Source organism: Novosphingobium sp. FKTRR1, assembly GCF_020404405.1.
Taxonomy (GTDB): Bacteria; Pseudomonadota; Alphaproteobacteria; order Sphingomonadales; family Sphingomonadaceae; genus Novosphingobium.
The window spans coordinates 1-25,298 of sequence record NZ_JAIZDA010000042.1 but is presented as its reverse complement, the minus strand read 5'-3'; the positions used below and the strand labels follow the sequence as shown (position 1 = coordinate 25,298).

General features: G+C 63.4%; 23 protein-coding genes. 9 read left to right on the top strand and 14 right to left on the bottom strand.

Annotated elements, in window-relative coordinates:
- Positions 1-96 precede the first annotated feature (96 nt).
- The 9 genes from LDN95_RS21015 to LDN95_RS20975 all read right to left on the bottom strand — a co-directional run bounded on the left by LDN95_RS21015 (position 97) and on the right by LDN95_RS20975 (position 7,872).
- On the bottom strand, positions 97-384 hold the full coding sequence (locus LDN95_RS21015) for a hypothetical protein (protein WP_226019492.1): 288 nt from the start codon (positions 382-384) through the stop codon (positions 97-99).
- Positions 385-395: 11 nt separating this feature from the next.
- A complete protein-coding gene (locus LDN95_RS21010) occupies positions 396-1,052 on the bottom strand; it encodes a hypothetical protein (protein ID WP_226019491.1) in 657 nt (218 codons plus the stop codon).
- An 88-nt stretch (positions 1,053-1,140) separates the two neighbouring features.
- Positions 1,141-1,413: a zincin-like metallopeptidase domain-containing protein gene (locus LDN95_RS21005; RefSeq protein ID WP_370631725.1), complete on the bottom strand. Its 273-nt coding sequence runs from the start codon at positions 1,411-1,413 to the stop codon at positions 1,141-1,143.
- A complete protein-coding gene (locus LDN95_RS21000) occupies positions 1,410-2,312 on the bottom strand; it encodes an ArdC family protein (RefSeq protein ID WP_226019490.1) in 903 nt (300 codons plus the stop codon). The genes LDN95_RS21005 and LDN95_RS21000 overlap by 4 nt, the downstream gene beginning before the upstream one ends.
- Before the next feature lie 146 nt (positions 2,313-2,458).
- A complete protein-coding gene (locus LDN95_RS20995; protein WP_226019489.1) occupies positions 2,459-3,988 on the bottom strand; it encodes a DHA2 family efflux MFS transporter permease subunit in 1,530 nt (509 codons plus the stop codon).
- A gap of 6 nt (positions 3,989-3,994) precedes the next feature.
- Positions 3,995-5,140 (bottom strand): EmrA/EmrK family multidrug efflux transporter periplasmic adaptor subunit, encoded by a 1,146-nt coding sequence (locus tag LDN95_RS20990; protein WP_226019488.1) that lies wholly within the window; start codon positions 5,138-5,140, stop codon positions 3,995-3,997.
- A complete protein-coding gene (locus tag LDN95_RS20985) occupies positions 5,137-6,588 on the bottom strand; it encodes an efflux transporter outer membrane subunit (RefSeq protein WP_226019487.1) in 1,452 nt (483 codons plus the stop codon). Before LDN95_RS20985 ends, LDN95_RS20990 begins: the two co-directional genes overlap by 4 nt.
- Positions 6,578-6,991, bottom strand: coding sequence for a hotdog fold thioesterase (locus LDN95_RS20980; RefSeq protein WP_226019486.1), 414 nt, complete (start codon positions 6,989-6,991; stop codon positions 6,578-6,580). The genes LDN95_RS20985 and LDN95_RS20980 overlap by 11 nt, the downstream gene beginning before the upstream one ends.
- A complete protein-coding gene (locus LDN95_RS20975) occupies positions 6,988-7,872 on the bottom strand; it encodes an alpha/beta fold hydrolase (RefSeq protein ID WP_226019485.1) in 885 nt (294 codons plus the stop codon). The genes LDN95_RS20980 and LDN95_RS20975 overlap by 4 nt, the downstream gene beginning before the upstream one ends.
- Positions 7,873-7,946: 74 nt before the next feature.
- On the opposite strand from LDN95_RS20975, the gene LDN95_RS20970 reads away from it, so the two are divergent.
- A complete protein-coding gene (locus LDN95_RS20970; protein ID WP_226019484.1) occupies positions 7,947-8,393 on the top strand; it encodes a MarR family winged helix-turn-helix transcriptional regulator in 447 nt (148 codons plus the stop codon).
- A gap of 102 nt (positions 8,394-8,495) precedes the next feature.
- On the opposite strand, the gene LDN95_RS20965 is transcribed toward LDN95_RS20970, so the two are convergent.
- Positions 8,496-10,163, bottom strand: a complete 1,668-nt coding sequence (locus tag LDN95_RS20965) for an ATP-binding protein (RefSeq protein WP_226019483.1) — start codon at positions 10,161-10,163, stop codon at positions 8,496-8,498.
- A gap of 75 nt (positions 10,164-10,238) precedes the next feature.
- Entirely contained in the window at positions 10,239-12,293 is a 2,055-nt protein-coding gene (locus LDN95_RS20960; RefSeq protein WP_226019482.1) for a ParB/RepB/Spo0J family partition protein, read from the bottom strand.
- A 205-nt stretch (positions 12,294-12,498) separates the two neighbouring features.
- On the opposite strand from LDN95_RS20960, the gene LDN95_RS20955 reads away from it, so the two are divergent.
- The 3 genes from LDN95_RS20955 to LDN95_RS20945 all read left to right on the top strand — a co-directional run bounded on the left by LDN95_RS20955 (position 12,499) and on the right by LDN95_RS20945 (position 14,936).
- Positions 12,499-12,957, top strand: coding sequence for a helix-turn-helix domain-containing protein (locus LDN95_RS20955; RefSeq protein ID WP_226019481.1), 459 nt, complete (start codon positions 12,499-12,501; stop codon positions 12,955-12,957).
- A gap of 12 nt (positions 12,958-12,969) precedes the next feature.
- Positions 12,970-13,560 (top strand): PIN domain-containing protein, encoded by a 591-nt coding sequence (locus LDN95_RS20950; RefSeq protein WP_226019480.1) that lies wholly within the window; start codon positions 12,970-12,972, stop codon positions 13,558-13,560.
- A 236-nt stretch (positions 13,561-13,796) separates the two neighbouring features.
- A complete protein-coding gene (locus tag LDN95_RS20945; protein ID WP_226019479.1) occupies positions 13,797-14,936 on the top strand; it encodes a Fic family protein in 1,140 nt (379 codons plus the stop codon).
- Here the strand turns inward: LDN95_RS20945 and LDN95_RS20940 are convergent.
- The gene (locus LDN95_RS20940; protein ID WP_226019493.1) at positions 14,923-19,152 is read right to left on the bottom strand and encodes a strawberry notch-like NTP hydrolase domain-containing protein; all 4,230 of its coding nucleotides are present in this window, start codon (positions 19,150-19,152) and stop codon (positions 14,923-14,925) included. The genes LDN95_RS20945 and LDN95_RS20940 overlap by 14 nt on opposite strands.
- A 68-nt stretch (positions 19,153-19,220) precedes the next feature.
- Positions 19,221-19,619 carry a toprim domain-containing protein gene (locus LDN95_RS20935; protein ID WP_226019478.1) on the bottom strand — a complete coding sequence of 133 codons (399 nt, stop codon included), beginning with the start codon at positions 19,617-19,619 and terminating at the stop codon, positions 19,221-19,223.
- 24 nt (positions 19,620-19,643) lie between these two features.
- On the opposite strand from LDN95_RS20935, the gene LDN95_RS20930 reads away from it, so the two are divergent.
- The 5 genes from LDN95_RS20930 to LDN95_RS20910 all read left to right on the top strand — a co-directional run bounded on the left by LDN95_RS20930 (position 19,644) and on the right by LDN95_RS20910 (position 24,622).
- Positions 19,644-19,943, top strand: a complete 300-nt coding sequence (locus LDN95_RS20930) for a hypothetical protein (RefSeq protein ID WP_226019477.1) — start codon at positions 19,644-19,646, stop codon at positions 19,941-19,943.
- A gap of 695 nt (positions 19,944-20,638) precedes the next feature.
- On the top strand, positions 20,639-21,799 hold the full coding sequence (locus tag LDN95_RS20925) for a replication initiation protein (protein ID WP_198519274.1): 1,161 nt from the start codon (positions 20,639-20,641) through the stop codon (positions 21,797-21,799).
- Between the two features lie 166 nt (positions 21,800-21,965).
- Positions 21,966-23,168 carry an AAA family ATPase gene (locus LDN95_RS20920; RefSeq protein WP_100868298.1) on the top strand — a complete coding sequence of 401 codons (1,203 nt, stop codon included), beginning with the start codon at positions 21,966-21,968 and terminating at the stop codon, positions 23,166-23,168.
- Positions 23,169-23,213: 45 nt separating this feature from the next.
- Positions 23,214-24,227: a ParB/RepB/Spo0J family partition protein gene (locus LDN95_RS20915; protein WP_226019476.1), complete on the top strand. Its 1,014-nt coding sequence runs from the start codon at positions 23,214-23,216 to the stop codon at positions 24,225-24,227.
- 116 nt (positions 24,228-24,343) lie between these two features.
- Positions 24,344-24,622: a WGR domain-containing protein gene (locus tag LDN95_RS20910; RefSeq protein ID WP_226019475.1), complete on the top strand. Its 279-nt coding sequence runs from the start codon at positions 24,344-24,346 to the stop codon at positions 24,620-24,622.
- A 6-nt stretch (positions 24,623-24,628) separates the two neighbouring features.
- Here the strand turns inward: LDN95_RS20910 and LDN95_RS20905 are convergent, their stop codons facing one another.
- Positions 24,629-25,186 carry a MarR family transcriptional regulator gene (locus tag LDN95_RS20905; protein ID WP_226019474.1) on the bottom strand — a complete coding sequence of 186 codons (558 nt, stop codon included), beginning with the start codon at positions 25,184-25,186 and terminating at the stop codon, positions 24,629-24,631.
- Between the last annotated feature and the right edge of the window lie 112 nt (positions 25,187-25,298).

Sequence of the window (25,298 nt, the reverse complement as noted above, 5' to 3'; positions counted from 1 at the left end):
CCCGTCCCTTTCGGGATTTCAGACCTTGTGAGGCCCGAGGTTAGTCCGGCGAGCAGAGGCATTCTCAACTTACCTCATCATCACTGATACTCCATTTCAGCGCCGCAACGGCGCACTGTCCTTGTAGCCAAACTCGTCCCCGCTGCGCGCGCCGGGGTTCCATTTGACGAGGCAGATGATCGCAAAGGTCTCCTTGGGACCGTCGGCATCGTAACTCTGGCAGGCGGCGTAGTAGGCACCGGAACGGACCGTCGATTTGAGCACCCGCAGGCCGGTCTCGCGGCCTTTGTCCGGATCGGGCGGATAGGTGCATTGGTTGTCGAGATAGGCCTTCGGAGTGGCGAAAGGCGACATCCCGCCGCGTGACATGAACAGCCAGCCCATGAGGTTTTCTCCTAGAGCAGCGCTTGGCTGCGTGGGTTGATGGAAAGGCCAGTCTCGCGGACGACCAGCGCGCGGAAGCTGTTAGGGGCGGCGAGGACGGCGATGTCGCAGAAGTGATTGCGGTCGCCGAGGTAGTCCTGGCGACCCTTGCAGCGGCGGAACATGACTTCGCGGCCGGGCCGGATGCAGGGGATCGAGACCTGAACGTAGATCTCGTCACCATGAAGGGTGATCTCGCCGGAGACAGCGGGGCCGGCAAAATTGCTGCGCAGGTCGTACTGGTCCGGGTCGAGGCCCAGATGGCGTGCTGCGACCCGGAGCGCCGAGCGGGCCTCGCGGTGGAAGGCGCGCTTGGCTTCAGGATCGTAGCCGATCCCGCGGCGGGCAAGTGCGACCAGCGCGGGCCTGGACTTCAGTTCATCGATCTTGGCGATGCACTGCCGGCGCAGCGGCGTGTCCTCGGTGAAGGTCTCGTCCGGGGCATGGCCGAGCGCGATGCGGCCAAGATGCCTGGCCAGCAGGATGGTCGCGGGATCGCGAGCCGGGTCGATGCCAGCGTTGCGCGCGTCCTGCATTGCGTCGACCACGGCCTGGGTGGCGGTCGGGATGGTGGCAAGCCCGTCGGGCTGCAACGCGCGGCGATAGCGGAAGTCGAGATCGTAGTTCATGGGCGTAAGTCTCCATCGCGCCCCATGGCGCGCCGGGCTCCCACCCCCTCCCCTTCCCGCTCGCCATGCGAGCGTGTCTCGAATTCCGTCAGGCCGCCTCTTTGAGATCACCCGTGAGCGCCGGGTCGAACTGGCGCAGCCACTTGACCGCCTGCTCGGCTTTGGCCGCCGCATGGAGGATCGCGGTCTTGTCCCCGCGCAGGATCTTCATCCAGTGGTGGATGTAGGAGGCGTGGCTGTCGTGAAGTTCGTTCGGCAGGCCGTATTCGGCGCAAAGCGTGGCCTGCGTCAGCGAGGCGACATATCCTGACAGTCCAGCCCTAATCTGACTTCGAGCGCTAATTTTCCGGACGCACTTCATGCAGCAATCTCCTCGGCCTGAGGTTGCTGGGCGTGCATCCAGTCAGCTGCAGCCTGTGCCTTGCTGGCGGCGGTGAAGATGGCGCGAGGGTCATCCTTCAGCACGCGCAACCACGATGCCACGTATGCGGCATGATCGGCGCGCGGATGGTGGGCGATCCCGAGGTCGGCGAGCACGAACGATGCTGTCAGTTCGGCGCAGATCTCCTCGATCGCCAGGCTGTCGCGCTTGAACCGCTCGGCAAAATTGCGGTCAAGCCTGTGCTTTGCGCCCGTAGCGTGGCCAGCTTCGTGCAGAAGGGTGCCCATCTGCGCCGATGCATCCCGAAACGCGGAAAAGGTCGGCATGAAGATGTGATCGAGATCGATGCGGTAGTGCGCATCGTATGCGCCCTCGGTGATTGGAATCTTGAGGGCCGCGACGAAGGCCTCGGCATTTTCGAGCCGTTCGCTCTCGGGTAATACCGCGACAGGAGCGGGCTCATATCCCTCGACCTGTGCGAGGTTGAACACGGTGAAGGCCCGGGCGAACATGCGGCCGGGGCCGGCTTCGCCGTCGTAATGATCATCGTCGGCGCGCGATGCGGTCTGCTTCCAGAACACGACGGTGGTTCCGCGCTCACCCTTGCGGACCTGTCCGCCGAGCGCTGCCCACTGACGATAGGTCCCCCAAAGGCCGCTGGAATAGCTGCTAGCCTCCGCGGCGATCCAGAGTGCGAGCACGTTGACACCGCGATAGCGACGGCGAGAGGTTACGTTCTGCGGCCTGGTCGTGGCAGCACCATCATGGTGCCAGGGCATACGCCAATCGCCGGCGCCCGCTTCGATGGCGGAGACAATCTCGGTGGTAATGCGCGAATAGACGTCGGCTCGCAGCGTCGCAGGGTGGGATCGGGACATGGCGGGTCTCCACGACGAGCGGAGGGAAACTCTCTTCCGCTCCTTCAGCCCGTCACCCGCTACACGCCTCCTCTACCTCTCCCGCCCCGCCTGAGGCGGGGCGAATGCTGCTATTGGATGAACCAGCGCTCATGAATGGTGGCGCGTCAATGCCCCATCGGCATCCCGCCAGTCTTCGCGGGTCGCGGGGCAAGCCAGATGAGACACGCAGCAAAGATAAGGATGGCGGTGGTCGCCCAGAAGGTATGGATGAGCGCCATGGTTGTCGCTTCCAGGTCGACCATATTGCTGAGCATCTGCCGTACCTGGTCGGGCGGAAAGCCGAGTCCCGCAAGGCTTGCCTGTGCCGCTTCCGGCTGCAGGACAGCGACCGCGTCACTACGCGCTAGGCGTTGGGTATCACCCCAGTAGGAGAGTGTGATGGAAGTCGCTACGGCGGTGGCGATGGTTCGCATGAAGCTTTGCAGGCCGGCGGCCGATGCCACCTCGTTTTCCTCAACCGTATTGAGCGTCAGGGTCATGAGCGGGAGCATCATGAAAGTAACGCCCAGTCCCTGAACGAACTGCGGGATGCTGAGGGTCCAGAAGTCCGCGTCTGTCGTCCAGGTTGTACGCCAGAGAGCCGTCGCGGCTATCCAGGCAACGCCGCCTGAAACGAGAAGGCGCGGGTCGAGGCGGCTCATCAGAAAAGCTACCAGCGGCGCGGTGATCAGTCCGCCCATTGCTGAAAACGAAGAGGACAAGCCGGCTGCTGTCGCAGGAAATCCGAGCCAGGCTTGCTGCCACTGGGGGACAACGACAAACCCCGCGAAGTATCCGGCAAATGCGAGCGACAGCACCGTGAGGGAAACGCTGAAACCACGGTGCCTCAGCACCCGCAAATCGACGATCGGGTGATCCTCTCCCAACTCCCAGATAATGAAAACGATAAAACCCACAGCAGAGGTGATCGCCAGCGCCACGATCATCGGGTCGGCGAACCAGTCGTGGTTGCGGCCAAGGTCGAGCACGATCTGGAGGCAGCCGACCCAAAGCACCAGCAAGGCAAGGCCGACAAAGTCGATCGGCAGGATCTGCCGCTCGGTCTCGATCGGCCTGAGCAGTGCGAAACCCACCACGATGCACAGGATGGCGACCGGCACGTTGATCAGGAATATCCAATGCCAGGAATAATTTTCTGTGAGATAGCCACCGATCATCGGACCAAGAGCAGGTCCCATCAGCAGTGTAACAGCCCATAGCCCCATCGCCATATTGCGCTTCTCGGGCGGGAACACGCTGAGCAGCAAGGTTTGAGACATGGGCATCAGGAAGGCGCCGAAGATCCCCTGTCCGATACGACTCGCGACCAGCATGCCCAGGGTCACGGAGATGCCGCATAGGAATGAGCAGATCCCGAACCCGACCATGCTGAACAGGAAGATGCGTACCGATCCGAAGCGGCCGGCGATCCATCCGGTCAAGGGGACGCAGATCGCCTCGGCGACTGCGTAGGAGGTGATAATCCATGCGCCTTGTTCAAGCGTGATGCCCAGATTGCCCGCGACGTGCGGAATCGAGACGTTGGCGATGGTCAGGTCGAGAATGACCATGAAATTGGCAAGGGCAAGCACCAGCCCGGCAACAAGCTGCCGGGACGGGGCAATTCCTGCGCCTGATGAAGCGGTCTCGCTCATCTGGTTTCATCCACCGGAAACATCGATCTCGACTTCCATCGACAGCCCGACGCGCAACGGGTGCTTGCGCAGTTCGGCAGGATCGAGTTCGATCCGCACCGGCAGGCGCTGGACAGTCTTGATCCAGTTGCCGGTGGCGTTCTGGGCGGGGATGATTGCCATCGACGATCCCGTACCGCCGGCCAGCCCGGTGACTTTGCCGTGGTAGACGACGTCGCCGCCATAAAGATCCGACTTGAGGGTTACAGCCATGCCAGGACGGACACGGCCGAGTTGGCCTTCCTTGAAGTTGGCATCGACGTAGAGCTTGTCGATCGGGACGATGGTCATGATGGTCTGACCGGGGCTCAGACGCTGTCCCACCTGAATTTGCAGGCGGCTCACCACCCCGGAAATCGGCGCGCGAATTTCGGTACGCTGGAGGTCGAGCAAGGCGGCATCGAGCCGGGCCTTGGCCGCCTGAACCGCTGGGTCGGTATCGACGCTAGAGCCGCGCACCAGGGCGTCGTTGGCGGCAAGTTGCCCTTGCGCGACCCGGCGGGCTGAAGTGACTTCGGAAATGCCCCCGCGGGCCGCCTCGAGCGCCGCGTTGGCGGAGGCATAGGCCTTGCGCGCCTGGGTCAGTTCTTCACCCGAGATCGCGCCGCTGGCAATGACGGCCTCACGGCGCTCCAAGTCGATCCGCGCCTTGTCGAACTCGGCATCTGCAGTGCGAAGTCGCGCCCGGGCCTGTACGAGACCGGCGCTTGAGGTGTCGATCTGGGCCGACAGCGCGCTGTTGGTCGCAACCGCCTGCCCGAATTTGCGGCGGGCGGCTGCAAGATCGGCTTCGGCCTGCGCGACGGCGATTTTGGCATTGGCCTGATCGAGCCGGACCAGGACCTCACCCGCCTTCACCTGCTGCGTGTCTTCGACCAGCACCTCGATGGCCGATCCGACAACCAGCGGCGTGACCTGCGCCATTCGCGCATTCACGTAGGCGTTGTCGGTGCTGACATAGTTGCGGGCGACCAGCACATACCAGGCACCCCATGCGAGAGCCGCCACTGCGAGCACGATGGCCAGGCGCTTGAGCCACATCGTCCGGCGTGCCTTGCGAAAGGCGGACAGTTCCGGATCGACTTCGGCAGCTTGTGTCGCAGTATCGCTCATTGCTCGGTCTGTCCTGATGGTTGGGTAGTGGCCGCGTCGAACCCGCCGCCGAGTGCGCGGATCAGTGCCAGCGTCGCGCCGCGTTCGTATGTCTCGAGGCCGATGACGGCGAGGCGAAGGTCCTGCACGCTGCGTTCGCTGGCCAGAACATCGAGGTAACTCGCAAGCCCGGCCTCGTAGCGTGTGCGCACCAGGCCAAGCGCATCCTCGCTGGCGAGCAGCGCAGTGCGGGCAGCGCCAAGCCGCTTGTCCGCCGCGTCGCGCTGGGTCACCGCATCGGCGACCTGCTGATAGGCGGTGACAACTGTCTGGTTGTAGTTGGCGACGGCCTCGTCATAGGCCGCCTGAGCGCTGCCATATTGCGCCTTGATCGCGCCGCCCTGAAAGATCGGCAGACTGATCGCCGGACCGACGCTTCCGAACAAGGAGCCGGAATCGACGAGATTGCCGAGACCGAGCGCCTGAAGGCCAATCAGCGCCCTGAGGTTGATCGACGGGAAGAACCCGGCCCGCGCCACCTTGACGCGGCTCGCCGCCGCTTCCGCGCGCTCGCGCGCGGCGACGATATCGGGCCGCCTGCCAAGCAGGTCGGTGGTGACACCGGCGGGAACCCCGCCGGGTGTCGAGGGTGCACGCGGCGGACGGGTAATCGACGTTCCCCGATCCGGGCCAGCACCCAGGAGTGCGGCAAGCTGGTTGCGGCGGATGCCGATGTTCTCATCGACGGCTGCCAGATCCTGCTCCGCCAAGGCAACTTCGGCATCGGCGCGGCGCAGGCTGGCGAGGTTGTCCAGCCCGTTGCGTTGGCGCTGGGCGACAAGATCGCGCATCGAGCGGCGGTTGGCGAGCGTGGCCGCTGCATTGTCGCGCTCGCGGTAATGGCGCCCGAGCTCTGCGTAGGCGGCGGTTATCGCGACCGAGAGCACGAGGCGAGCCTGCGCCGCATCGGCCATCGCCGCGCGGGCCTCCGATGTCGCGGCAGCATAGGCAGCGCGGTTGCGTCCCCATAGGTCGAGGTCGAAGCCGAAACTCAGCGAGGTCTGACCGTAGTCTTTCCAGCCATCGGGGAGGAACTGCGCGGGGATGCCGTTGTTGCCGCTCTGGCGGCGCAGGCCGCCTTCCGCTTCCGCTCCGATCGTCGGCAGGCGTGCAGCCCCGACGCGCTGCGCTTCGGCTTCGGCGCGTCGGATACGCGCCATAGCCACTGCGACTTGCGGCGAATTGGCCAGGCCCTCCTCGATCAGCGCGGTCAGTTGCGGATCGCCCGCCAGGCGCCACCATTGGTCTGGCGGCCAGGCCGTATTGCCGCGCACGGCCAAGGTCTGCGCAGCCTCGATTGTGTCGGCGGTTTCCATGACCGGACGAACGCCGGCATCGGGGACCGCAACGCAGCCCGCCAGCGCAAGCACTGCCAAGGCTCCCGGAGCAGCTAAGGGCTTAGCCGACATAAGCACCCCGGCCGCTCGCCAGCAGCCTGCCCCCGGCATCTTCGATCCGGGTCTCGGCAACGCTCAATTGCTTACCCAGCTTGACCACCCGCCCTATCGCACGCACCGGCCCCGAGGTGGCGGGGCGGTGGAAGTCAACCCGCATGTCAGCCGTCGCGCGCGCCGATCCGCCGAGCGCGTTGATGGTGTAGAGCCCGGTCAGGTCGATCAGCGCCGAGAGGATACCGCCATGGGCCGATCCGATCATCGGGTTGGAGACGATCTCCTCGCGCCACGGCATCTCGAGGATCAGCGTCTCGTCGGTAAGTTCGACGATATCCAGCCCAAGCCATTGGTGGAACGGCGCGATGAGCAGCATCGCACGGAGCTGTTCGAGGTCCATCTTCGCTGCAGGTTCGCTCATGCCGCGATCTCCGTTCCGTGTGTACGCATCAGGAAATCGAGGATCGCGCCGCCAAAGGCATCGTTCTGGTCGCCGACCACCATATGCGTGGCATCGGCAATGTCGCTGTAAGCAGCGTGGGGAACCAGCGCGCGGAAATGCTCGACGGCTTCGGGCGAGACGAGATCGCTCGATCCGCCCCGGATCAGGTGGACCGGCAGCGCAAGCCGCGCGGCGGCTTCGCCCAGCTCGTTGCGTCCATAGTCGCCGCTATCGCCGCGCTCGACATGGCGGCGCATGATGCCGTCGATGAACGCCGGGTCCCAATGCCAGTAATAGCGTCCGTCGTTCTTCTGCCGCAGATAATGGGCGAGACCGGACGACGCCTTGCGGCTTGGGCGATGGGGGAGATATTCGGAGATCACCCGCGCCGCTTCATCGGGCGAGGCAAAGCCTTCGCGCGCGTGCGCCGCCATGAAACCAACCACGCGCGTCACGCCTCCCGCCTCCATTTGCGGGGTGATGTCCACAAGGGTCAGCGAGGCGAAGCTGCCGGGGGCGACCTCACCTTCGGCCATGATCCCGGCCAGCCCGCCAAGTGATGCTCCGATCAGCGCGGGCTTGCGGTCGAGCGACCCGGCAATGGCGACCAGATCGCCAGCGAAATCCACGATGTCATAGGCACCGTCATCGGCCCAGGCGCTGTCGCCATGCCCGCGCAGGTCCAGCGCGATGGTGCGGAAACCGTGATCCGCCAGCATCGCCGTCACCCGCTTCCAAGCCCGCTTGGTCTGCCCTCCACCGTGGGCGAGAAGTACCGGAACTCCCTGCTCAGGTCCTTCGGTAAGTGCGGCGATGGCGTGACCGGAATGGCCGGAGAGTGTGACATGCGGATTCGACATGCTCATATCTTACTGTAAGATATTTTACAGTAAAGGCTGTCCTTTTGAGCAATCGAAGGCTATGAGCGACGACCATGGCGAAGACGTCCGACGAGCAAAGCTACCTTACCGAAGCCGATGGGCTCGTGTTCCTGATCGAGGAGGTGCCGCGCAAGCTCCGCCGCGTGTTCGATGCATCGACCGCGAAGTTCGGGCTAACCCGCACCCAATGGCGCGCACTCGCCTACATTTTCAGGACACCCGGCCTGACCCAGACTGAACTCGCCAAATGCCTGGAGCTGGAGCGTGCAAGCGTTGGCCATGTCATAGACCAGCTCGAAAAGGCGGACTATGTCGAGCGCCGCGCTGTCGAAGGCAATCGCCGGGTGTGGACCTTGCATCTGCGCCCAAAAGCCATCGGCATCCTGCCCGCGCTCAGGGCGGAGGCCGATGTGGTCTACGAACGGTTGCTCGCTGGCATATCGGCTAACGACATAGCCTCTTTCAAGCGACTCCTGGCCAGCATGTCCGCCAATCTGTAGTCTTGGCACCGAACGCGTCTATCGCAACTTGCGAGAGTGATCAGCCATTTTCGAGGATCAGGTCGGTGATGACCTGGGCGACATCGGGCTTGGGGTGGCGGGTCACTGGGCCGAGCCCTCCCCGGCATCGACAAGTGTGAGGTCATTGCCGTCGTTCGACCAGGTCAGCTGCAGCTTGCGCCCACGCGGGATGCGCCACGCAACCCGGTCAGCAAACGCCATGCGGATGCCGGCCAGAATAGCCGCGTCGTCGCCTTCAAGGATGGCATGGGCCCGCACGGCAGCGTCGTGGCGAAAGCGGGTCTCCTGGGTGTCGTAGCTGTCGGCATCGGAATCGTCCGAAGGCGAGAACACCGCATCGATGATGAGGTCGGTGAGAACGTTCGGATCGAGTTCCGAGCCCCGGGTAACTGCAATCACCGCGCAGTCGGGATCGCCCCAGGAATCGTCGCCCTCCTGGATGACGAAGTCGGTCTCGACGTCGAGGCGGTTGCCGTGCTGATCGGTCAGTTCGATCCGGATAGCGTCCGGCCTCTGGGTCAGGGCGTCGGGCTCACTCGCGGCCGCCTGATCGCCGTCGAGCGTGAGGCACTCGCCAGTGCGGATGAAGCAGGACAGGGCGTCGTACCACGGATAGCCGATGAAATTGGTGATCGGCTCATGGAAGGCGCGGGGGGCGGGTCCACCGAGCTTGTTCGGCTCCCCGCCATGCGAGCGCCGGAGCGCGCGGCCGAACGTCACGGAATCATAGGAGTCCGTGTTATCGTAAATGGTGGCGCCCGGCTCAAGGTCAGCGAAAGCCGGGACCTGACGATAGTCTTCGCGGGCGGTGGAAGTCAACCATAGCGGCAGTTGCCGCGCGGCTTGCGAAAAATCCGGACAGTAGGACCGCGCCTCGAGCCAGTCCTCGAAACTCAACCGATGGAGCGGTTCGGCGTAGATGACCGAGAAGATGGCCCGGCGGCAGAGCTCGACGAGATGGTCGAGTGCGGCATTGCGGTAGATCTCCTTGCGGGCGGGCAGAACAAGCACGAGGTCCGGGGCGTCGACGATGTCGACCTGGACGCTCCACTGGGTGTGGTGAACTTCCTTGATCACCGGGAACGCGTGCTTGAGCGTCACCCCGTGGAAATTGAGCGTCGCGACGTGCGGCGAATGCCGGTCGCGGAACACCCCGATCCGGAAGCCATCGCGCTCGATGATCTTGTAGGCATCGGCGAGGAAGTCGGCGCGGGCGATATCCTTGCCGTTGTAGGTCACCGGCAAAGGAAAGAACCGCGCCGCTGCCTCAACGGTCCGCTCGAGCTTGCCATCGGGCCCGGGCGGAAAGTGGAACGCGATTGCCGTGCCGCGCGGGCCATCCCAGGGGAGCACATCGATGTCGGCCTCGCCGGTCCAGGCATCGCCTGCGATCGCCAGCGAGAACGATCCAACAGCACTGGTGGAACTGACCACCGTGTCGAGCCCAGCCAGGCTGAAGAAGCCCATGCCGGCAGGGTCCTCACGTGACCGGCATTCACCGGGCCAATCGGATTGGCCGAGCGAGACGAGATCGATGGGATCGGCAATACCTGCGCCGTCGTCAGCGACGGTGATCAGGCAGGCATCGTCCAGGTGCTCGGCCGTGACCGCGACGCGTGTGGCGCCGGCCCGCCGCGCGTTCTGGAAGAGTTCGGCGAAGATGTCGTCGAGGGTCCCGTTGAAGATCCGGGTCACCTTGGTGATCGCTTGCGGTGAAACCCGCGCGCGCAGTTTGGTCAGCGTGGTCATGAGACATGTCCTGAATGCGGGGAGACATGCAGCCGCAGGCCGATGGGTCCGCAGCTGCCTGACATGAGGGATGGATCAGGCGTCGACAGGCTCGGCTGCGCCGGCTTCCTGTTCCTCACTGGACTCCAGTTCATCGACCGCGCCCTCAGCTTCGCTCAGCGGCTGCTCGTCCTCGCTCTCGCTCGCGGCGATGGCGCGGAACCGCATCGCCTCGGGCACCCACGCGAGCGCGGCTTCCTTGACCTCGGGCGCGACGATGGTTTCGCCCGCGAACAGCTTCTCGCAGGAGGCCGAGAGGTCGCCCTTCTTCGAGCCCATGAAACTTGCCGCCATGGTCGGACCGCCAACCTCGCTGACATGGGCGAGCAGCGTCTGCTTGCTCACACGGTCGAAATAGTTGGCCGAAGTCGGCCGCCAGTGGCTGGCGACATTGATCCCCATCAGCGTAGCGAGATGGTCGTGGAGGTCGATCGGCTCGGGCCCCGACTGGCCGGCCTTCTTGTCGATGCCCATGCTCGCTTCGAGCGTCTTGGCCATGCACCAGGCGAGCCAGCTTGCCTTGGCATCGTCGTCGAGCGCGCTGAACGCAGCGAACCGGTCGACCGTGCGGCGGTGCTCGGTCCAGGAAAGATCGAGCGTCTCGCGCATGTCGGCCATCAGCGTGTGCGCCGGGCTTTCCGGGTAATTGGCGAGGTAGAGCGAGGGTGACGGCGCGCGCAGTGTCGTGCCCAGCGCCTGGGCGCTGTAAAGCGCGCGCGAGTCCGCGATCGCGAAGATCAGGTAATCGAGCGCGATCGCCGGGTTGGAGGCGAGGTTGATCGCAAGGATGTCGCGGCGCTGGACGGCGAGTTCCTCGACCAGCTTCTGCGACAACGGCTTGGGGGCCGAGGCAGCGCCATTGCCCTCCCCTGCCCCGCTGTCCGCGCCAACCGGAGCATCGGCAGTCCCGCGCGATTTCCGCTTCTCGAGCGGCTTGTCGCTGTAGAGGCCGCTTGCCACCACAGGCTCGCCGTCGGCGCCGATGATCACGAAGCACCCGACATTGGCCTTCATCTCCTCGGGGATCACCGGCGGTTTGTCGTGGAGCGCGTCATAGGCATTGGTCGCGGCGTCCCAGCGTTCCTGGAACTCGGCAGCCGCCGCCTCGTCGTCCTCGTCGAGCGTTTCGCTCTCGCCTTCGAGCGCAGAGATCGTCTCCATGAGCCGATCGGCTTCGGCCTGCTCTTCTTCGGTCAGCAGGGCTGGTTCGAGGTGAACCTGGTGAAGGTCTTCGGTCGCGCCATAGGTCACGCGCGTCTCAAGGATCGGCCGCACCCAGGCGTAGCCCGAGGTTTCGGCGATCTGGGTCGCAAAGGCCTGCAGCTTCTCGCCCGCGATGCGCTGGGCGATCTCGGCGTCGATCCAGGTCTCGCCGCCATCCTCGGTGAAGAGGTCGCGCTCGATCTTGCCGCCGGCGGCAAGGTAGTCGGCCTCGCTTGCGAGCTTCGCCATCGGCGAGGACGAGCGGACCGCGCTGTGGGTGATCATCCGGCGGATGGAATCGGCCTGGTTGCCCTGCCAGCTGTTCGAAAGCTCGTTCCACACCAGCATCTGGCGCTCGTGGTTGGGCGTCGTGGCGTAGGCCTTAGCGACATCGAGCGTGATCTTGCCCTCCTCGAGCGCGGTGAAGATCGGATCGGCCAGGTCGGCAAGCCGCAAGCGGCCTTCGATGAACCGGCGGGTGCGGCCGAACCGCTTGGCGATCGCGTCGAGGTCGCTGCCCTCATTGACGAAGTGCTTGTAGGCACGGATTTCATCGGTTGGGGTCATGTCGAGGCGGATGACGTTCTCGATCAGCGACAGCTCGGACTGCTCGGCGGCATCGATGTCGAGCACGCGGCAGGCAACCGGGTGATCCTTGGGTAGCTTGCCCGCCTCGAGGAGAAAGTTCAGCGCGCGCAGGCGGCGACCACCGGCGGTCACGTCGAATATGCCCCGCTTCTTGGCCGGAGCGACGATCAGGTTCTGGAGGAGGCCCTTGGCCTCGATGTTGGCGGCGAGTTCCTCGATGAAGAGGTTACTGTCGTTCTTGCGCACATTGGCCTCGGACAAGCGCAGCTTGCCAAGCGGGATCATCTCGATGTCGTTCATTGGGGGTGCTCCTCAAAGCTGGATTGACCGAGCCCTTCGGCTCACCCCTTCCAGCCCCCCTCCTCTCGACGTTTCAGGAACGGGCATTGAAATTCAGACCAATGGATTACGGCGATAGGCCGGAGTCGCGGAACCTGAAGTGGAAAAATTGGTTGCGTTTATTGCGAATATTCGATAGGCAATATTGCCATCACGGAGAGAGCCAATGACCCTGCCAGCCAACGCCTTGCCCTTTGGCAACAGGCTGCCCTCGGCCGATGATCGGCAGATCGCCAACCAGCTTCGCCGAATTCTTGCCGCTCAGAAGGCCGGCGAGGCCAAGCTGCGCGTGCCCGATCCGAAGACCAGAAAGCCCGTTGAAATCGCCCTTACACCGGCGATGTCGGATTTGTTCTTGGAATTGCTACGCCACATTGGTAGCGGCGATGCCGTCACGCTCGTTCCAATTCAGCAGATGCTGACTACTCAGCAAGCGGCCGACCTGCTCAATATGTCGCGGCCTTACCTCATCAAGCTGATCGAAAAGGGCGATATCCCCCACAGCATGGTCGGGAGGCATCGTCGTCTCAAGGCAGAGGATGTGTTCGCCTACAAGGCAAAGCGTGATGAAACGCGCGCCAAGGCGATGGACGATCTGCTTTCGGGCGACGCGGACCTTTATTGATCGCCGGCCGCCATGTTCGCCAATCGCTACACAGCTCTGGTAGATGCCTGCACACTGGTCAGCGCCCCTAGGCGGGACCTGCTCCTCACGCTGGCCGAAGCGGAGTTCTTCCGGGTGCGATGGTCGCAGCGGATTCTCGATGAAACGCAAAACGCACTGGGCAGGATTTTCGCCGAGCGCGGCATCGAAGATTCTGCCTCGCGCGCGGCGCGCTCGGTCGGGGCCATGCACCGCGCCTTCCCGGAAGCGCTGGTAATGGCTCACACTTCGCTTGCGTCGATGACCTTCGGTCTTCCCGATGCGAACGACGAACATGTGCTGGCGGCAGCCGTCCAGACACAGGCCCAAGCGGTGGTCACGGAGAACATCGCGGATTTCCCCGAGGCAGTCCTGACGCCGCTCAACATCGAAGCACGAACTGCAGATGAGTTCATCGCCGACACCATTGCTCTTGATGAAGGCAAGGCGGTTGCCGCAATCCGAACATTGCGCACACGGCTCACGCGACCGGAAATGTCGGCCGAAGGCTACCTGAGGTCGCTAGAGGCGCATGGTCTGTTCGTCACCGCTTCACTACTCAACAACCACATCGAATCCATTTGAGGTCCATTCGCGTCTCGATCGCTGACGTGAGGTAGGCCGGTCTAACAGCGCGGTCCTATTTAACATCGCTGATGTTAAATGCGCTCAAGGCACCCGTGCGCCGATCATGGCCTCGTTGAAGCGCCCCCTGAACTTGCGCTCGGAAATCGGCGAAAAGCGCCCTGTGAGGCATAAATTATCGCTTTATGCCTCATAACGGGCTATCGAGTGAGTTATAAAGCGGGAACGAATGCCTCATGAAGTGGAATTGGCAGCAGCCGGACTGGCCTGATTTTCGCTGGAACAGCGAAGCCCTGGCCGTGCACGAGGCCCGTTTCCTGAAGCAATCCGGGATCATGATTGGCGTCGTAAAGCACCTCGGCGATGAGGACCGCACCAGCGTCGTGCTCGACGTCATGACCGACGAAGCGATGAAGACTTCACAGATCGAAGGCGAACTGCTCAATCGCGACAGCGTCCAATCTTCACTGCGCCGCGAGTTCGGTCTCGAAACCGAAGCGCGCCGGATTCCGCCCGCCGAACGCGGCATCGCAGAAATGATGATGGCGCTCTACCGGGATTTCGCTGCCCCCCTGACCGAAGAGATCTTGGGCGACTGGCATCGCCTGGTCCTGAGTGGCCGCAGCGACATCGATGTCGTTGGCCGTTACCGCGAACACGAAGACGCGATGCAGGTCGTCTCGGGCGCCTTGCACAAGCCTACCGTGCATTTCGAGGCACCGCCGTCGCGCGAGATGGCAGCGGAAATGGCGCGGTTCCTCGAATGGTTCGCGGCCACCGGCCCGGGCGGCGCTACCCCGCTACCTGGCCTCACCCGGTCGGGCCTCGCGCACCTCTACTTCGTGACCATTCACCCGTTCGAAGACGGCAATGGACGTATCGGCCGCGCGATCGCGGAGAAAGTGCTGTCGCAGGCGATCGGGCAGCCGAGCCTGATCGCGCTCTCGCAAACCATCCAGCGGCGGCGCTCGGCCTATTACGACGCACTCGAAGCGGCGAACAAGTCCAACGAGATCTCCGACTGGCTCGCCTATTGGGCCGAGACTGTCCTCGAGGCGCAGACCCACAGCCTGGCGCTGATCGACTTCCTGCTGGAGAAGGCCCGGTTCCATGACCGGTACCGGGGGAAGCTCAACCCGCGGCAGGAGAAGGTCATTGCGCGGATGTTCCGGGAGGGGACGGGCGGGTTCAAGGGCGGTCTCAGTGCAGCCAACTACATCTCGATCGCCGACACCTCGCGGGCCACGGCAACCCGCGATCTTCAGGAACTGGTCGCGCTAGGCGCGATGGGGCAAACGGGGACGCTCAAGGCCACCCGTTACCACCTGATCCTCGATGCCGTTGCCGGGACAAACCCGCCGGTCAATCAGGCGTAGTCGCAGGGCCAGTCATCGCCTGCAAAATGGTCTCGGCCTTGTCGGTCGGCACGAACACCCGGGTTTTGTAGGCGATGATCTCGGTGAAGCAGCCCATAGCCTTGAGCTCGGGGATGCGGGCGGCCTCGGCGCCGACGATCTCGATCCGCCGCGCCCCGTTCACGCGGCTAGTGCGAACGGTGAAGTTCAGCGGATGGGGTGCTTTCCATGTTCCGCCGCCGAGGATGGCCTGCGCGATCTTGGTGGGATCGGTCTGCGCCTTGCGCGAGACACCAAGCTTTTCGAGAGTCGTATCGACGTAGAGGTCATGGACGTGTCGGCCGAGCCACGACGCCCCGCTCTTATCGACGATGCGATTGACCGTGAGGTCCTCCTTGGGGAGCGCGCCCCAGATCGGCAGCAGTAGGCCGGTGGCGAGGAACACGGTCTCGGTCACCAACTGGTTCTCGTCGGCGGCGTATTCTGCCTGCCACAGCGCGCTGAATTTGGCCTTGGACACGGGCTCCCAGGCGGTCTCGTCCAGTCGTCCCGCGAGGATGTATTCGCTGCGAAGGGGGCGCACGAGCTCAAAGCGACGGATCAGTTCGCCGTCCTCGTCCATGTGTGACGGCGCGGGGATCGCGAGCGCAACCTTGCCCGACTTGCCATTGCGCAGAAACAGCGGCTTGTCCTCTTGAGCGGCCATTTTCAGCACGCGCTCGAGCGCGAGCAGCTTGCGCCGCTGAGTCAACGACAGTTCCAGGAGGTGCGAGGTTGCCCCGGTCACCGGATCGGTGCGGATCACCGTGTCCGACAGCACTTCACAGGTCTCGGCCGAGACGGTCTCGACGCCAATGTCGAAAGTCCCGGCTTCCTTGGCCGCCGAGACCCGGGTTTCGACAAGGGTGAGAAACTCGTCGAAGATCGCATTCTGCACCGCGATCTTCATCGCGAGGATGCGGTTGAGCCAGCGCTGGATCGGCGGCAGATCTTCGCGCAGCACGCCGTCCTGATCGGTGAGCTCAAGTCCGCTCATCGTCTGGAACTGGCCTAGCGTGCTGCTCTTGAGCTTGCCGGTGGCGAGCAGGCCGTACCAGTCGTGCAGCGCGTGCTTTGCATAGGCGCTCTCGAGGTTGTCCGAGGCGTCGAACATGCCCTGCCCGCCGGTTTGCCGCTGGCCGCGCGTCAGCGCGCCCAGCGCATCAAGCCGCCGTGCGATTGTGCTGGTGAACCGGGCCTCGCCCTTGCAGTCGGTGGTCACCGGTCGGAACAGCGGCGGACAAGCCTGGTGCGTTCGGTGCGTGCGCCCCAGCCCCTGGATTGCGCGATCGGCACGCCAGCCCGGTTCGAGCAGGAAATGCACCCGGCGCTGCTGGTTCTTGGCATCGAGGCTTGCATGGTAGCTGCGCCCCGTCCCGCCGGCGTCGGAGAAGACCAGAATGCGCTTGGCGCCGGTCATAAACGCGGTGGTCTCGGCAAGGTTGGTGCGCGGCGAGCGGCTTTCGAGGCGCTGCTGGCCGCTGCCGTCGCGGACCAGGCGCTTGGAGCGCCCGGTCACTTCGGCCACGGCGCTGACCCCATAGTGTTCGAGCAGGGCATCGAGCGCGGTCGGGATCGGCGGCATGGCGCAGATATGCTCGATCAGCTGCTCGCGAGCGGCCTCGGCCTGCGGGTTGTGGACCGGATTGCCGGCCTCGTCCCACATCGGCCGCGAGCGGACATCACCAAGCTCGTCGACGAATTCCTCCATCTGCCGGGTGGGGAAGGCGCGGGTGAGGTAGTCGACAATCGCTTCCCTCGGCGACAGGTCTAGGTCCAGCGCCTCGCGCTCCTCGGGGTCGAGCTCACTAAGCCGCCGGTTGAGGATCGATTCCGCAGTGCTGACGAGCTGGACGACCACGCTTTCGTCCTGAGCGAGATGCTCGTCGATCGCCGGGAAGATCGAGGGCAGCTTCAGCGAGAGCAGCACCTGGGCGAAGAAGCGCTGCTTGGTCCCTTCGAACCGGCTGCGCGCCGCTGCCTTGGCGCCGCTGTTGAGCGTGCGGTTTTCAAGTCCATCGACCACGCCGGTGAGTTCGAGCGCGGCCTCGAGGTTCTGGTGGATGATGGTCCAGGCCTCGCAATAGGTATCGTAGATCGCGATCTGGTCGAGGCTGAGGTCGTGGCGCAGGATATCGTACTCGATCCCGGCGAAGCTGAGCGCGCGGGCGAGGTAGAGCCCCGAGGCCTTGAGGTCACGGGCGACGAGTTCCATCGCGGCAATGCCGCCGTCGCGGATCTCGGAGATGAACTGCTCGCGGTTGGCAAACGCCGTTCCCGGTCCCCAGAGGCCAAGCCGGACCGCATAGGCGAGGTTGTTGACGTCGGAAGCACCGGTGGCGGAGGCGTAGAGCACCCGGGCCCGCGGCAGGGTGTTTTGCAGAAGGACGCCGGCGATGCCCTGGAGCGAACCCTGTTTCTGACCGAGAGCCCCCTCCCCGCCTGCCACGCCGCCCATTTCATGGGCCTCGTCGAAAACGATCACGCCTTCGAAGTCGGCACCGGCCCAGCGCACGATCTGGTCGAGCCGGGTATCCTCGACACGAGCCGAGCGCAGGGTTCCATAGGGGACGAACAGGATGCCTTCGGGAGCGGTGATCTTCTCGCCGATCTTCCAGCGCGCGAGGTCGATAATGTCCGATGGCAGCCCGCCGATCGCGGTCCAGTCGCGCTGCGCGTCTTCGAGCAGCGGCGCGTTCTTCGAGATCCAGATGTGGCGGCGATTGCCCTTGAGCCACTGGTCAAGGATGCAGGCCGCCGCCTGCCTCCCCTTCCCCGCCCCGGTGCCGTCTCCGAGGAAGAAGCCGGTGCGGTAAAGCTGGCCGTCGGGATCTTCTTTCAGCGCCACCTCACCGTCCGGATGCGTGAACCGGCCGTGCAGATCGCGGCTCCAGGCTTCGCCCGCATAGATCACGGTCTCGAGTTGGGCCGCCGAGAGCAACCGCGTGGTCACCGTCCGCTCGGGCAGGCACGGAATGTAGCCGGGCTTGGGCGCGGCGATTGACGCCATGGCAGCGGATTCGACGAGGTGGGTCGGGTGCTCACCCGCTTCCGGGATCACCACGCGCGAAGGGCGATAGTCGGCATAGACCCCGCGCTGTTCGCCCATGGCTGCGGCCTCCTCGAGCACCTGGTAGGCGACAGGCCTGACCTCGTTGGTTTGAGGAGCCCGCACGATCACCGGACGCGCCGGGCCGCTCTTCACCGATCGGAACAGGCTGAGTTTGGGCCGAGCCACGGCAGCCGGACTGGCCACACGCAGCGCAGCGCGTGGAGGAATAGGTCCTAGCGCCGCGAACAGCTCACTTACCGACGCTCGATTGATCGTCGAAACCGCCATGTCACCCGTAACCTTGTCGATGACCAGCATTCGCACGGCGATGCCGGTGCCGTGCTTGGCATAGCCGCCCTTGTCGAGCCGCAGCGACTGCACGACACGCGCGCCCTCCAGCGTTCGGCGATAGACCTCTCCGCCCCGCGTGGTGTCAGCGAACCAATCGGGCATGATCGCTACGACCCGGCCGCCGGGCAATAGATGATCGAGTGCTGCGCGCAGGTGTCGTGCCGCTGTGTTCTGATCTTCGCCGCGCGACTGCGACACCGAGAACGGAGGGTTCATCACGATCACGCTCGGTCGAGCGGTGCCGGAGAGCAGCGCCGCAAGCTTCGCGCCGTCGTGGCGATAGACCGAAGACCCCTGAAACAGGCCCCCGAGCAGCTCGGCGCGGATCGGTTCGAGTTCGTTGAGAAAAAGCTGCTTCACCGCGCCCTTCGCCAGCGCAGCGATGATCCCGGTGCCGGCGCTTGGTTCGAGGAAGATATCCTCGGACCCGAGCCTCGCCAGGTGGACGGCAAGGCACGCCAGCGCCGGCGGGGTGGAGAATTGCTGGAAGGAGATCTGGTCTTCGCTGCGCACCGTGTGGGTCGGAAGTTCCCGAGCCAGAGCCTCAAGCGTGCAAACCGCAGCCTCAGCGTCCATTTGGCCGATCAGTTCCGGGATTGCTATGGCGAGCGCCACTTCGAGCGCTTCGAAACTCTCGCGCTGGGTCCAGGCTCCTGCGGCATCGCTGCCGCCCGCGCTTTCGGTCATGGCCTGGGTGAGCGCGGCCCGATCGATGGGAATGGCGAGTAGAAGCTTGGCGGCAAGCGTGCGCGCAGCGCCGAGAATGGCGCTGCTGCATGAAATCGTAGCGGTCATGGAGGTCTCCGGGAGATATGTGAGGTCTGTTGCCGACCGGCGGCACATCCCCTGCAGCCCCCCTCCCCTCACCGCTTCAGGAGCTGCGCCCAGTCGTTCATGCGTCCCGGTGGCCACTCTGTGTCGATCGCGAGGCCCGGTCGGGCCAATGCTTCCCGCGCACGGGTTTCGGCGCGGCGTCCTTCGGGGTCATTGTCGGCAAGCAGGATGACGCGCTCGACGCGGGCCGGGATCTCGAGCTGGTGGAAGCGCTTCGCGCCCATGGTGGCCCATGCCTGGATGCCGGTGAGCGAAGTATATGCCGCGGCAGTCTCGAAGCCTTCGCAGATACCGATTGTCTTGCCCGGCGGACCGTTGGTCCAGGCAGCTCCAATGGCCTGCCCGAGCACGAGCTTATCGGTGTAGTGGGCAGTCGCTGGATCGAGGAAAATCCGCTGGATTGCGACGATCTCGCCAGCCTTGCGCATCGCGACGAGCAAGGCCGGCTCAAAGTGAACGAGCCTCCCCTGCCCTCTTGGACAGCCGGGATGATAGCGCAGGTCTTCAAGCGGTGCCCAGATGTTGCGCACTTCGCGGACGTATCTCTCAGCCAGGGTGTCCTCGATCTGACGACCGGCGTGCCAGATGGCGAGGAAGGCTGTTGGCCGGTGACCTTGTCGGCCAGCAAGCTCAGCGGGGCCAATGCTTGGCAGGTTCGAAATCCTGCGCAGTGCACGGAGAACATCGGTAGCATCACAACCGGCATGGCAGGTCACGAGGATGCCGCGATCGCCTTGCCTGATCGCCAGTGACGGCGTTCGGTCTGCATGGGACGGGCAACGGCACATCGCGGTGTTGCCTGACCATTTGCCCCCAAGGCGTGCGACGAGGGCGCGGAGATCTGATGTAGGGTGATTGCTGACGAGGGGCATGACTGCCCAGCTCAGCCCTACTCCCCTCCCCAGTAGCGTGACTTGTGCACCCAATTTACCGAATGGGCGGCCCATGTGCCGCACACGGATCGGTATCTGTTTCTCAAAAAATCAATTTACAGACGCCGCTGCTTGCAGCGGAAGCATTCATGATTCTAGAGATTCAGATTCAGCAGGCTAAAAGTGACCTAAATCCATACGTTTACAGCCACAAAGCTGACCGGATGGGGGAGTTTCCCTGACCTCATGGGGGCTGCAGCCTGACCCAACGGGGGCACTTACCTGACCCATTGGGGTCTTCCTGACTCCTTGGGGGTCTCATCCGGTCGAGCGTCCCCTGCCCTCCCGTAGCTAACTTCTGAATCGCGAACCGGTCGAAATCAAGGGCAGTTTCCTATTTTCACCCAGGGTACACCGACTCGCCTGTTTTCGCGGCTTCCCGTTGCAACGGGCGGCAATTCTATCCTGACCGCTTGGGGGATGCGGCCACGTCACTATCCTGACCTGACTTGACGAAAGAGGTCAGGTCAGGCAGCAATCCAGTCCCGAGAATCACGTTCTGATCGAAATATGGCATGGAAAGTGAAGCTGGCCAAATAGCCGAAGCTGTTGAAGAGGACCTGGAGGAAGTAACTCCCGGTCGTGCCATGCGCGTTGCTGCAGCTCTGAAGGCGAAGGGCGGAGACGAATTCGCCAAGCCTGGCAGCATCATCGAAATAAAGTTCGTCAAAGGTGAATCGCTCAGTCTCACGGCGTCTCGGCTGCTGGCTTTGATGATCCTAACTGCTGGAGGAGATGCTTGGGAGGATCGGCCACACCGGATCCGCAAAGCAGACATCCGCCGCGGCCATAAGGGCAATGAGCGGATCACCGACATGCTTCAGGAGTTGCACCGAACGCTCTTTGCCGTTGATGACAAATCCTGGCGTGGGAAGAAGGCAACGCTGCTGTTTTCATTGATCTCCCGGTCGCGTGAGGAGACAGAGGAAGAGGGCGGCGAAGCAGGCTGGATCGAGTGGGAGTTCACGCCAGATGCGCGCAAACTGATTCAAGCCTCCGAAACCTATGCCGTTCTCAACCGTCAGGCCGTTCTGGGTTTCCGCTCGAATTACGCGCTCAAGTTGTATGAACTAGGGGCGCTTCGGTTGCATCGTCGTCAGGCCACATGGCGAGGTGATATGCAGGCGCTCCGAGCTGCCCTTGGTATCCCGCCCGATGTCTACACGGACTTTGCCCAGCTTCGCCGCAAAGTTCTCGAAAAGGCCAAGTCTGAGATCGATCAGTTGGCTCACTTCCGTGTCGAGTGGCGTGAGATCCGGCAGGGCAGAACCGTTACTGAGCTTGAGTTCCGGTTTGAGCCAAAGGGTGCGCCCGAGGTAATCGAGACAGTCGACGAACTGGATAGGCATTCAGCTGGCCGCCAAGCGCGCCGGGAAGGGACGGTTGAAAACGTTTCCGTGGGGCAGGGGGCTATACCGGCACCGCGTAAGGCAGTCGCTGGCCGCAAGCCGACAGAAGCCGGCTTTCCGCGAGGGTCGCTGCGCTATGGCGATGACGAGGCCGAGTTTCGTTCGATCGGCCGACAGTATGGCGGCGGTTGGGATGTGGATATGATCGCCGATGGTTTTCGCGGGCACATGGGCGAGCGATTGGAAAAGCTCCGTGGTGCGAAGTTGATCGCAGCGTGGAAGGGGTTTTGCGAGGGCTGGGTCAATCGTCGCGGCCGGCCTCAATGAGTGGAAATTGCACGCGTGCAATTTCAGCATCCCCCACCGAGTCAGGTTGGGCCGAGCTAGGGGTATTTTGACCCCGTTTTGATGCTGCAACTTTCGAAATTTGCGAATTTCTTGACCCAAAAGCGCAAGTGAGTGTAGCACACGCTCAGTTGCGAAAGGTGGGCATGTGTCGAACGGACTTCAAATCGAGGAAGCGGAGCGCCTGGTGTCGGTGGCAACGCTGGCCAGTCGGACCTCGTCGGTGCTCGAGAAGCTGCGGGATTCCGCCAGAAGCGCCCGGTCGGATGACCGCCGTGAGCCCACTTTCACGATCGGTAAAGCTGCCGAACTCGTGGGTAGGACCCCAGCTGCGATACGCGACGCGGAAAAGGACGGTCGGCTTCCAGAGCCTGCGAGAACTGATAACAACAGGCGTGAGCGATACACGCTGGCGCAGCTCAACGATATGCGGGGCGTCTTCGGCACGAGGCCTTACCGAGCTGAGAGCGACCCGTGCTGCGTCGTAGCGGTCCAGAACTTCAAGGGCGGCGTTGGCAAGTCGACGGTGGCTGTCCATTTGGCGCAGTATCTTGCCATTCGAGGATACCGCGTGGCATTGGTCGACTGCGATAGCCAGGCATCGGCAACAACGCTTTTTGGCTACGTTCCCGATCTCGATCTCAACGAGGATGACACACTCTACCCGTTCCTTCGCGAAGGCGAACGATCGTCCCTCGATTATGCACTCCGCAAGACCCATTTCGATGGATTGGAATTGATCCCGGCAAACCTTCGCCTGTTCAACTCCGAGTACGAGCTCGCTGCCCGAATGGCCCAAGGCAATGCGTCACTTCTCGACCGATTGAAGGAGGGCATTGAGAGCATCTCGGATCGGTTTGACGTTATCGTGATGGATCCTCCACCGGCGCTCGGCGCGATCTCGCTCTCTGTGCTGCGCGCGGCGAATTCGCTGGTGGTGCCGGTGCCGCCAACCGTCATGGATTTTTCGTCGACTGCAGCGTTCCTGTCCATGTTGGATGAGACGATCGAGCAGCTTGCTGACCGCGGGCTTGCGCCGGAGCTCAATTTTCTTCGCTTCGTTGCGTCGAAGGTCGACGAAAATAAGTCGATGCAGAAGGAGCTGATACAGCTCATGCGGACGCTGTTCGGCCACACAATGGTCCGTACACCCCTGAAGGACTCCGCCGAGATCGATAATGCAACTGCGCGTTTGATGACGGTCTATGAGCTCGATGGCCCCGCCACCAGTTCAGCTGTGCGCAATCGGTGCCTGAACTATCTTGATGGCGTCAACGCTGAGATTGAGGTCGATATTCGTTCGATGTGGCCCAGTCATCACAAGCGGTTGCGCCAGGAGGCCTTGGCATGAAAACCGGAAATTGCACGCGTGCAATTCGGCTGACGGGAGGGTCGCATGAGTAAGAAAAACAGCGGTTTTGCGGCCGATTTGGCGGCCGGGATTGACCTGACGGACGCAGGCACAGCGCCTCGTCGATCGAGCATTGCATCGAACGTTCTAACCGGTCGTTCAAACCGTCTTGCCGACCTGGCATCCGGGGCAATTGTCAATCGGACCCATGAGTTGGTGGATCCTGCCAGATGCCGGATGTGGGCAGGCCATAACCGCGATTATGCCTTGCTAAACGAAGAACGGTGTTCGGATCTCATTGAGAGCATCAAGGCGCAAGGGCGGCAGGAAATCCCCGCAATTGTGCGCCGCCTTTCCGGTGATGAGGATTTCGATTTTGAGGTTATCTGCGGCGCGCGGCGACATTGGTCGATTAGCTGGTTGAGGTCTCACAATTATCCAGACTTCAAGTTCTTGGTCGACGTCCGGGAGATCGGCGACGAAGAGGCATTCAGGCTCGCTGACATCGAAAACCGAGCCAGGGATGATCTTACGGATCTTGAGAGGGCCAGGGACTATCTGCGTGCACTGACAGCGTACTATGATGGCCGTCAGAGGACGATGGCCGAGCGGCTGAAAGTCTCTGAAAGCTGGCTCACGCGATATCTCGATCTCGCTCGCCTTCCCGACGAACTGACCCGGGCTTTTGGCGACCCGCAAGAACTCGGCATTCGAAACGCGATCGCTCTCAAGGCCCTTTTGAAACCAGACGAGCGCAAGGCACGCGCCTTCCAAGAGGCCGCACGCCTGGCCGACGAGCGTGAGGCAACCGGAAAGTCGATGCCCGTGATCGATGTGATCAAGGCACTGTCACTGGCTGCAGACCCCCCCAAGAAGTCAGGATCCCCCAAAAAGTCAGGAAAGGCCGAAACGGTCGCGAATGCGGACGGTAAGCCGGTGCTTCGGATTGAAGGCGCGGATCGTAAGGGCATTCGCCTCACTCTCCTGAGCAAGGGCGGAGCGACGCGCCAAGAGGCGGACGAAGCAGTTCGCGCGGTTTTGGACCAGTACTGGACCTGAAGACTCATGCCTTCGCGCGGGCGACCGGAACAAATCGCCTGCGTGAATCAGTCCCCGCGCACTGATTCAAAATTCCCGTTGGATCACGAGAATCCGCCTGCGGCATTTATGCGCGCATGGATAGCCTGACCCACGGCAGCTTCATCTGGCTCGAGGCGGTCTGCGCCGAGCGCAACGTCGCCCGCCGCTACACCGTCGCGCTGAGCCGCGATCTGTTCGGTGCCTCGATCGTCGAGTTCGCCTGGGGGCGGATCGGCACCAAAGGGCAGGGGAGAGCGGTCTCGTTTGCCTGCGCGGACGAAGCCGCACGCTTTGCCCGCCAGCGGCTGCGCCGCCGGGCGTCGGCACCCAAACGGATCGGCGTGCCCTACCGCGAGGTCTCACTGGCGCCGTAGGGTGCGTCAGGAGGCCCTGTGAGCCGTTTTGGGGGCAAGGGCGTGGTCTCCGGGGCGCAAAGTGGCCAGATCGGCCCTGTCGAGCGCCGTAGCGGCTTGTGAGGCGGTGCGGCGGGTCACATCGAGCGCGCGGGCCAGTTCAGCGCGGGTGAGGGGACCTAGCCCGGAAATCAGCCGCCATGCGGCGGGCGCCTGCGAGGAGGCGTAGAGCCCGGCCAGGCGTTCGTCCGCCAGCGCGAGCGCGGTGCGCACCGCAGCGAGGTCGGTTGCCACGTCCACGGCTGCCGCGCCGATCGCCTGGGTCAGCAGGGCGGGCAACGGGCGCTCCGGTTCAGCCTTGAACAGGCTGCGCGGCGCGAGACCCGCCAGGGCCAGCGGTGCGGCGCCAAATCCGAACAAGTGTGGCCGCATCGCCACTGCAAGCGAGGCGGCCCAGGCGCTGCCTCGCTGCGCGAACCGCTGGAACACCTTGCCTTCGAACACCAGCTCCTCGCTGCCGAGCTCGAGAAAATCGACCTCCTCCTCGCGCAGTTGCTCGAGCCATTCGCTGATGTCGGCTGCCAAAGTTTATGGAAACCGCATTTATGCACTGAATATCAATGTATTATCCTGATTTCCATGCCAACAATTCTGGCAGGTTAGGATTCCGTGTCGATGCCTCTGCCAGAATTGATGT

Coding starts and splice junctions, on each gene's coding strand:
- LDN95_RS21015 (WP_226019492.1), bottom strand. CDS start 384: ATGGGCTGGCTGTTCATGTCACGCGGCGGGATGTCGCCTTTCGCCACT.
- LDN95_RS21010 (WP_226019491.1), bottom strand. CDS start 1,052: ATGAACTACGATCTCGACTTCCGCTATCGCCGCGCGTTGCAGCCCGAC.
- LDN95_RS21005 (WP_370631725.1), bottom strand. CDS start 1,413: ATGAAGTGCGTCCGGAAAATTAGCGCTCGAAGTCAGATTAGGGCTGGA.
- LDN95_RS21000 (WP_226019490.1), bottom strand. CDS start 2,312: ATGTCCCGATCCCACCCTGCGACGCTGCGAGCCGACGTCTATTCGCGC.
- LDN95_RS20995 (WP_226019489.1), bottom strand. CDS start 3,988: ATGAGCGAGACCGCTTCATCAGGCGCAGGAATTGCCCCGTCCCGGCAG.
- LDN95_RS20990 (WP_226019488.1), bottom strand. CDS start 5,140: ATGAGCGATACTGCGACACAAGCTGCCGAAGTCGATCCGGAACTGTCC.
- LDN95_RS20985 (WP_226019487.1), bottom strand. CDS start 6,588: ATGTCGGCTAAGCCCTTAGCTGCTCCGGGAGCCTTGGCAGTGCTTGCG.
- LDN95_RS20980 (WP_226019486.1), bottom strand. CDS start 6,991: ATGAGCGAACCTGCAGCGAAGATGGACCTCGAACAGCTCCGTGCGATG.
- LDN95_RS20975 (WP_226019485.1), bottom strand. CDS start 7,872: ATGTCGAATCCGCATGTCACACTCTCCGGCCATTCCGGTCACGCCATC.
- LDN95_RS20970 (WP_226019484.1), top strand. CDS start 7,947: ATGGCGAAGACGTCCGACGAGCAAAGCTACCTTACCGAAGCCGATGGG.
- LDN95_RS20965 (WP_226019483.1), bottom strand. CDS start 10,163: ATGACCACGCTGACCAAACTGCGCGCGCGGGTTTCACCGCAAGCGATC.
- LDN95_RS20960 (WP_226019482.1), bottom strand. CDS start 12,293: ATGAACGACATCGAGATGATCCCGCTTGGCAAGCTGCGCTTGTCCGAG.
- LDN95_RS20955 (WP_226019481.1), top strand. CDS start 12,499: ATGACCCTGCCAGCCAACGCCTTGCCCTTTGGCAACAGGCTGCCCTCG.
- LDN95_RS20950 (WP_226019480.1), top strand. CDS start 12,970: ATGTTCGCCAATCGCTACACAGCTCTGGTAGATGCCTGCACACTGGTC.
- LDN95_RS20945 (WP_226019479.1), top strand. CDS start 13,797: ATGAAGTGGAATTGGCAGCAGCCGGACTGGCCTGATTTTCGCTGGAAC.
- LDN95_RS20940 (WP_226019493.1), bottom strand. CDS start 19,152: ATGACCGCTACGATTTCATGCAGCAGCGCCATTCTCGGCGCTGCGCGC.
- LDN95_RS20935 (WP_226019478.1), bottom strand. CDS start 19,619: ATGCGCAAGGCTGGCGAGATCGTCGCAATCCAGCGGATTTTCCTCGAT.
- LDN95_RS20925 (WP_198519274.1), top strand. CDS start 20,639: ATGGAAAGTGAAGCTGGCCAAATAGCCGAAGCTGTTGAAGAGGACCTG.
- LDN95_RS20915 (WP_226019476.1), top strand. CDS start 23,214: ATGAGTAAGAAAAACAGCGGTTTTGCGGCCGATTTGGCGGCCGGGATT.
- LDN95_RS20910 (WP_226019475.1), top strand. CDS start 24,344: ATGGATAGCCTGACCCACGGCAGCTTCATCTGGCTCGAGGCGGTCTGC.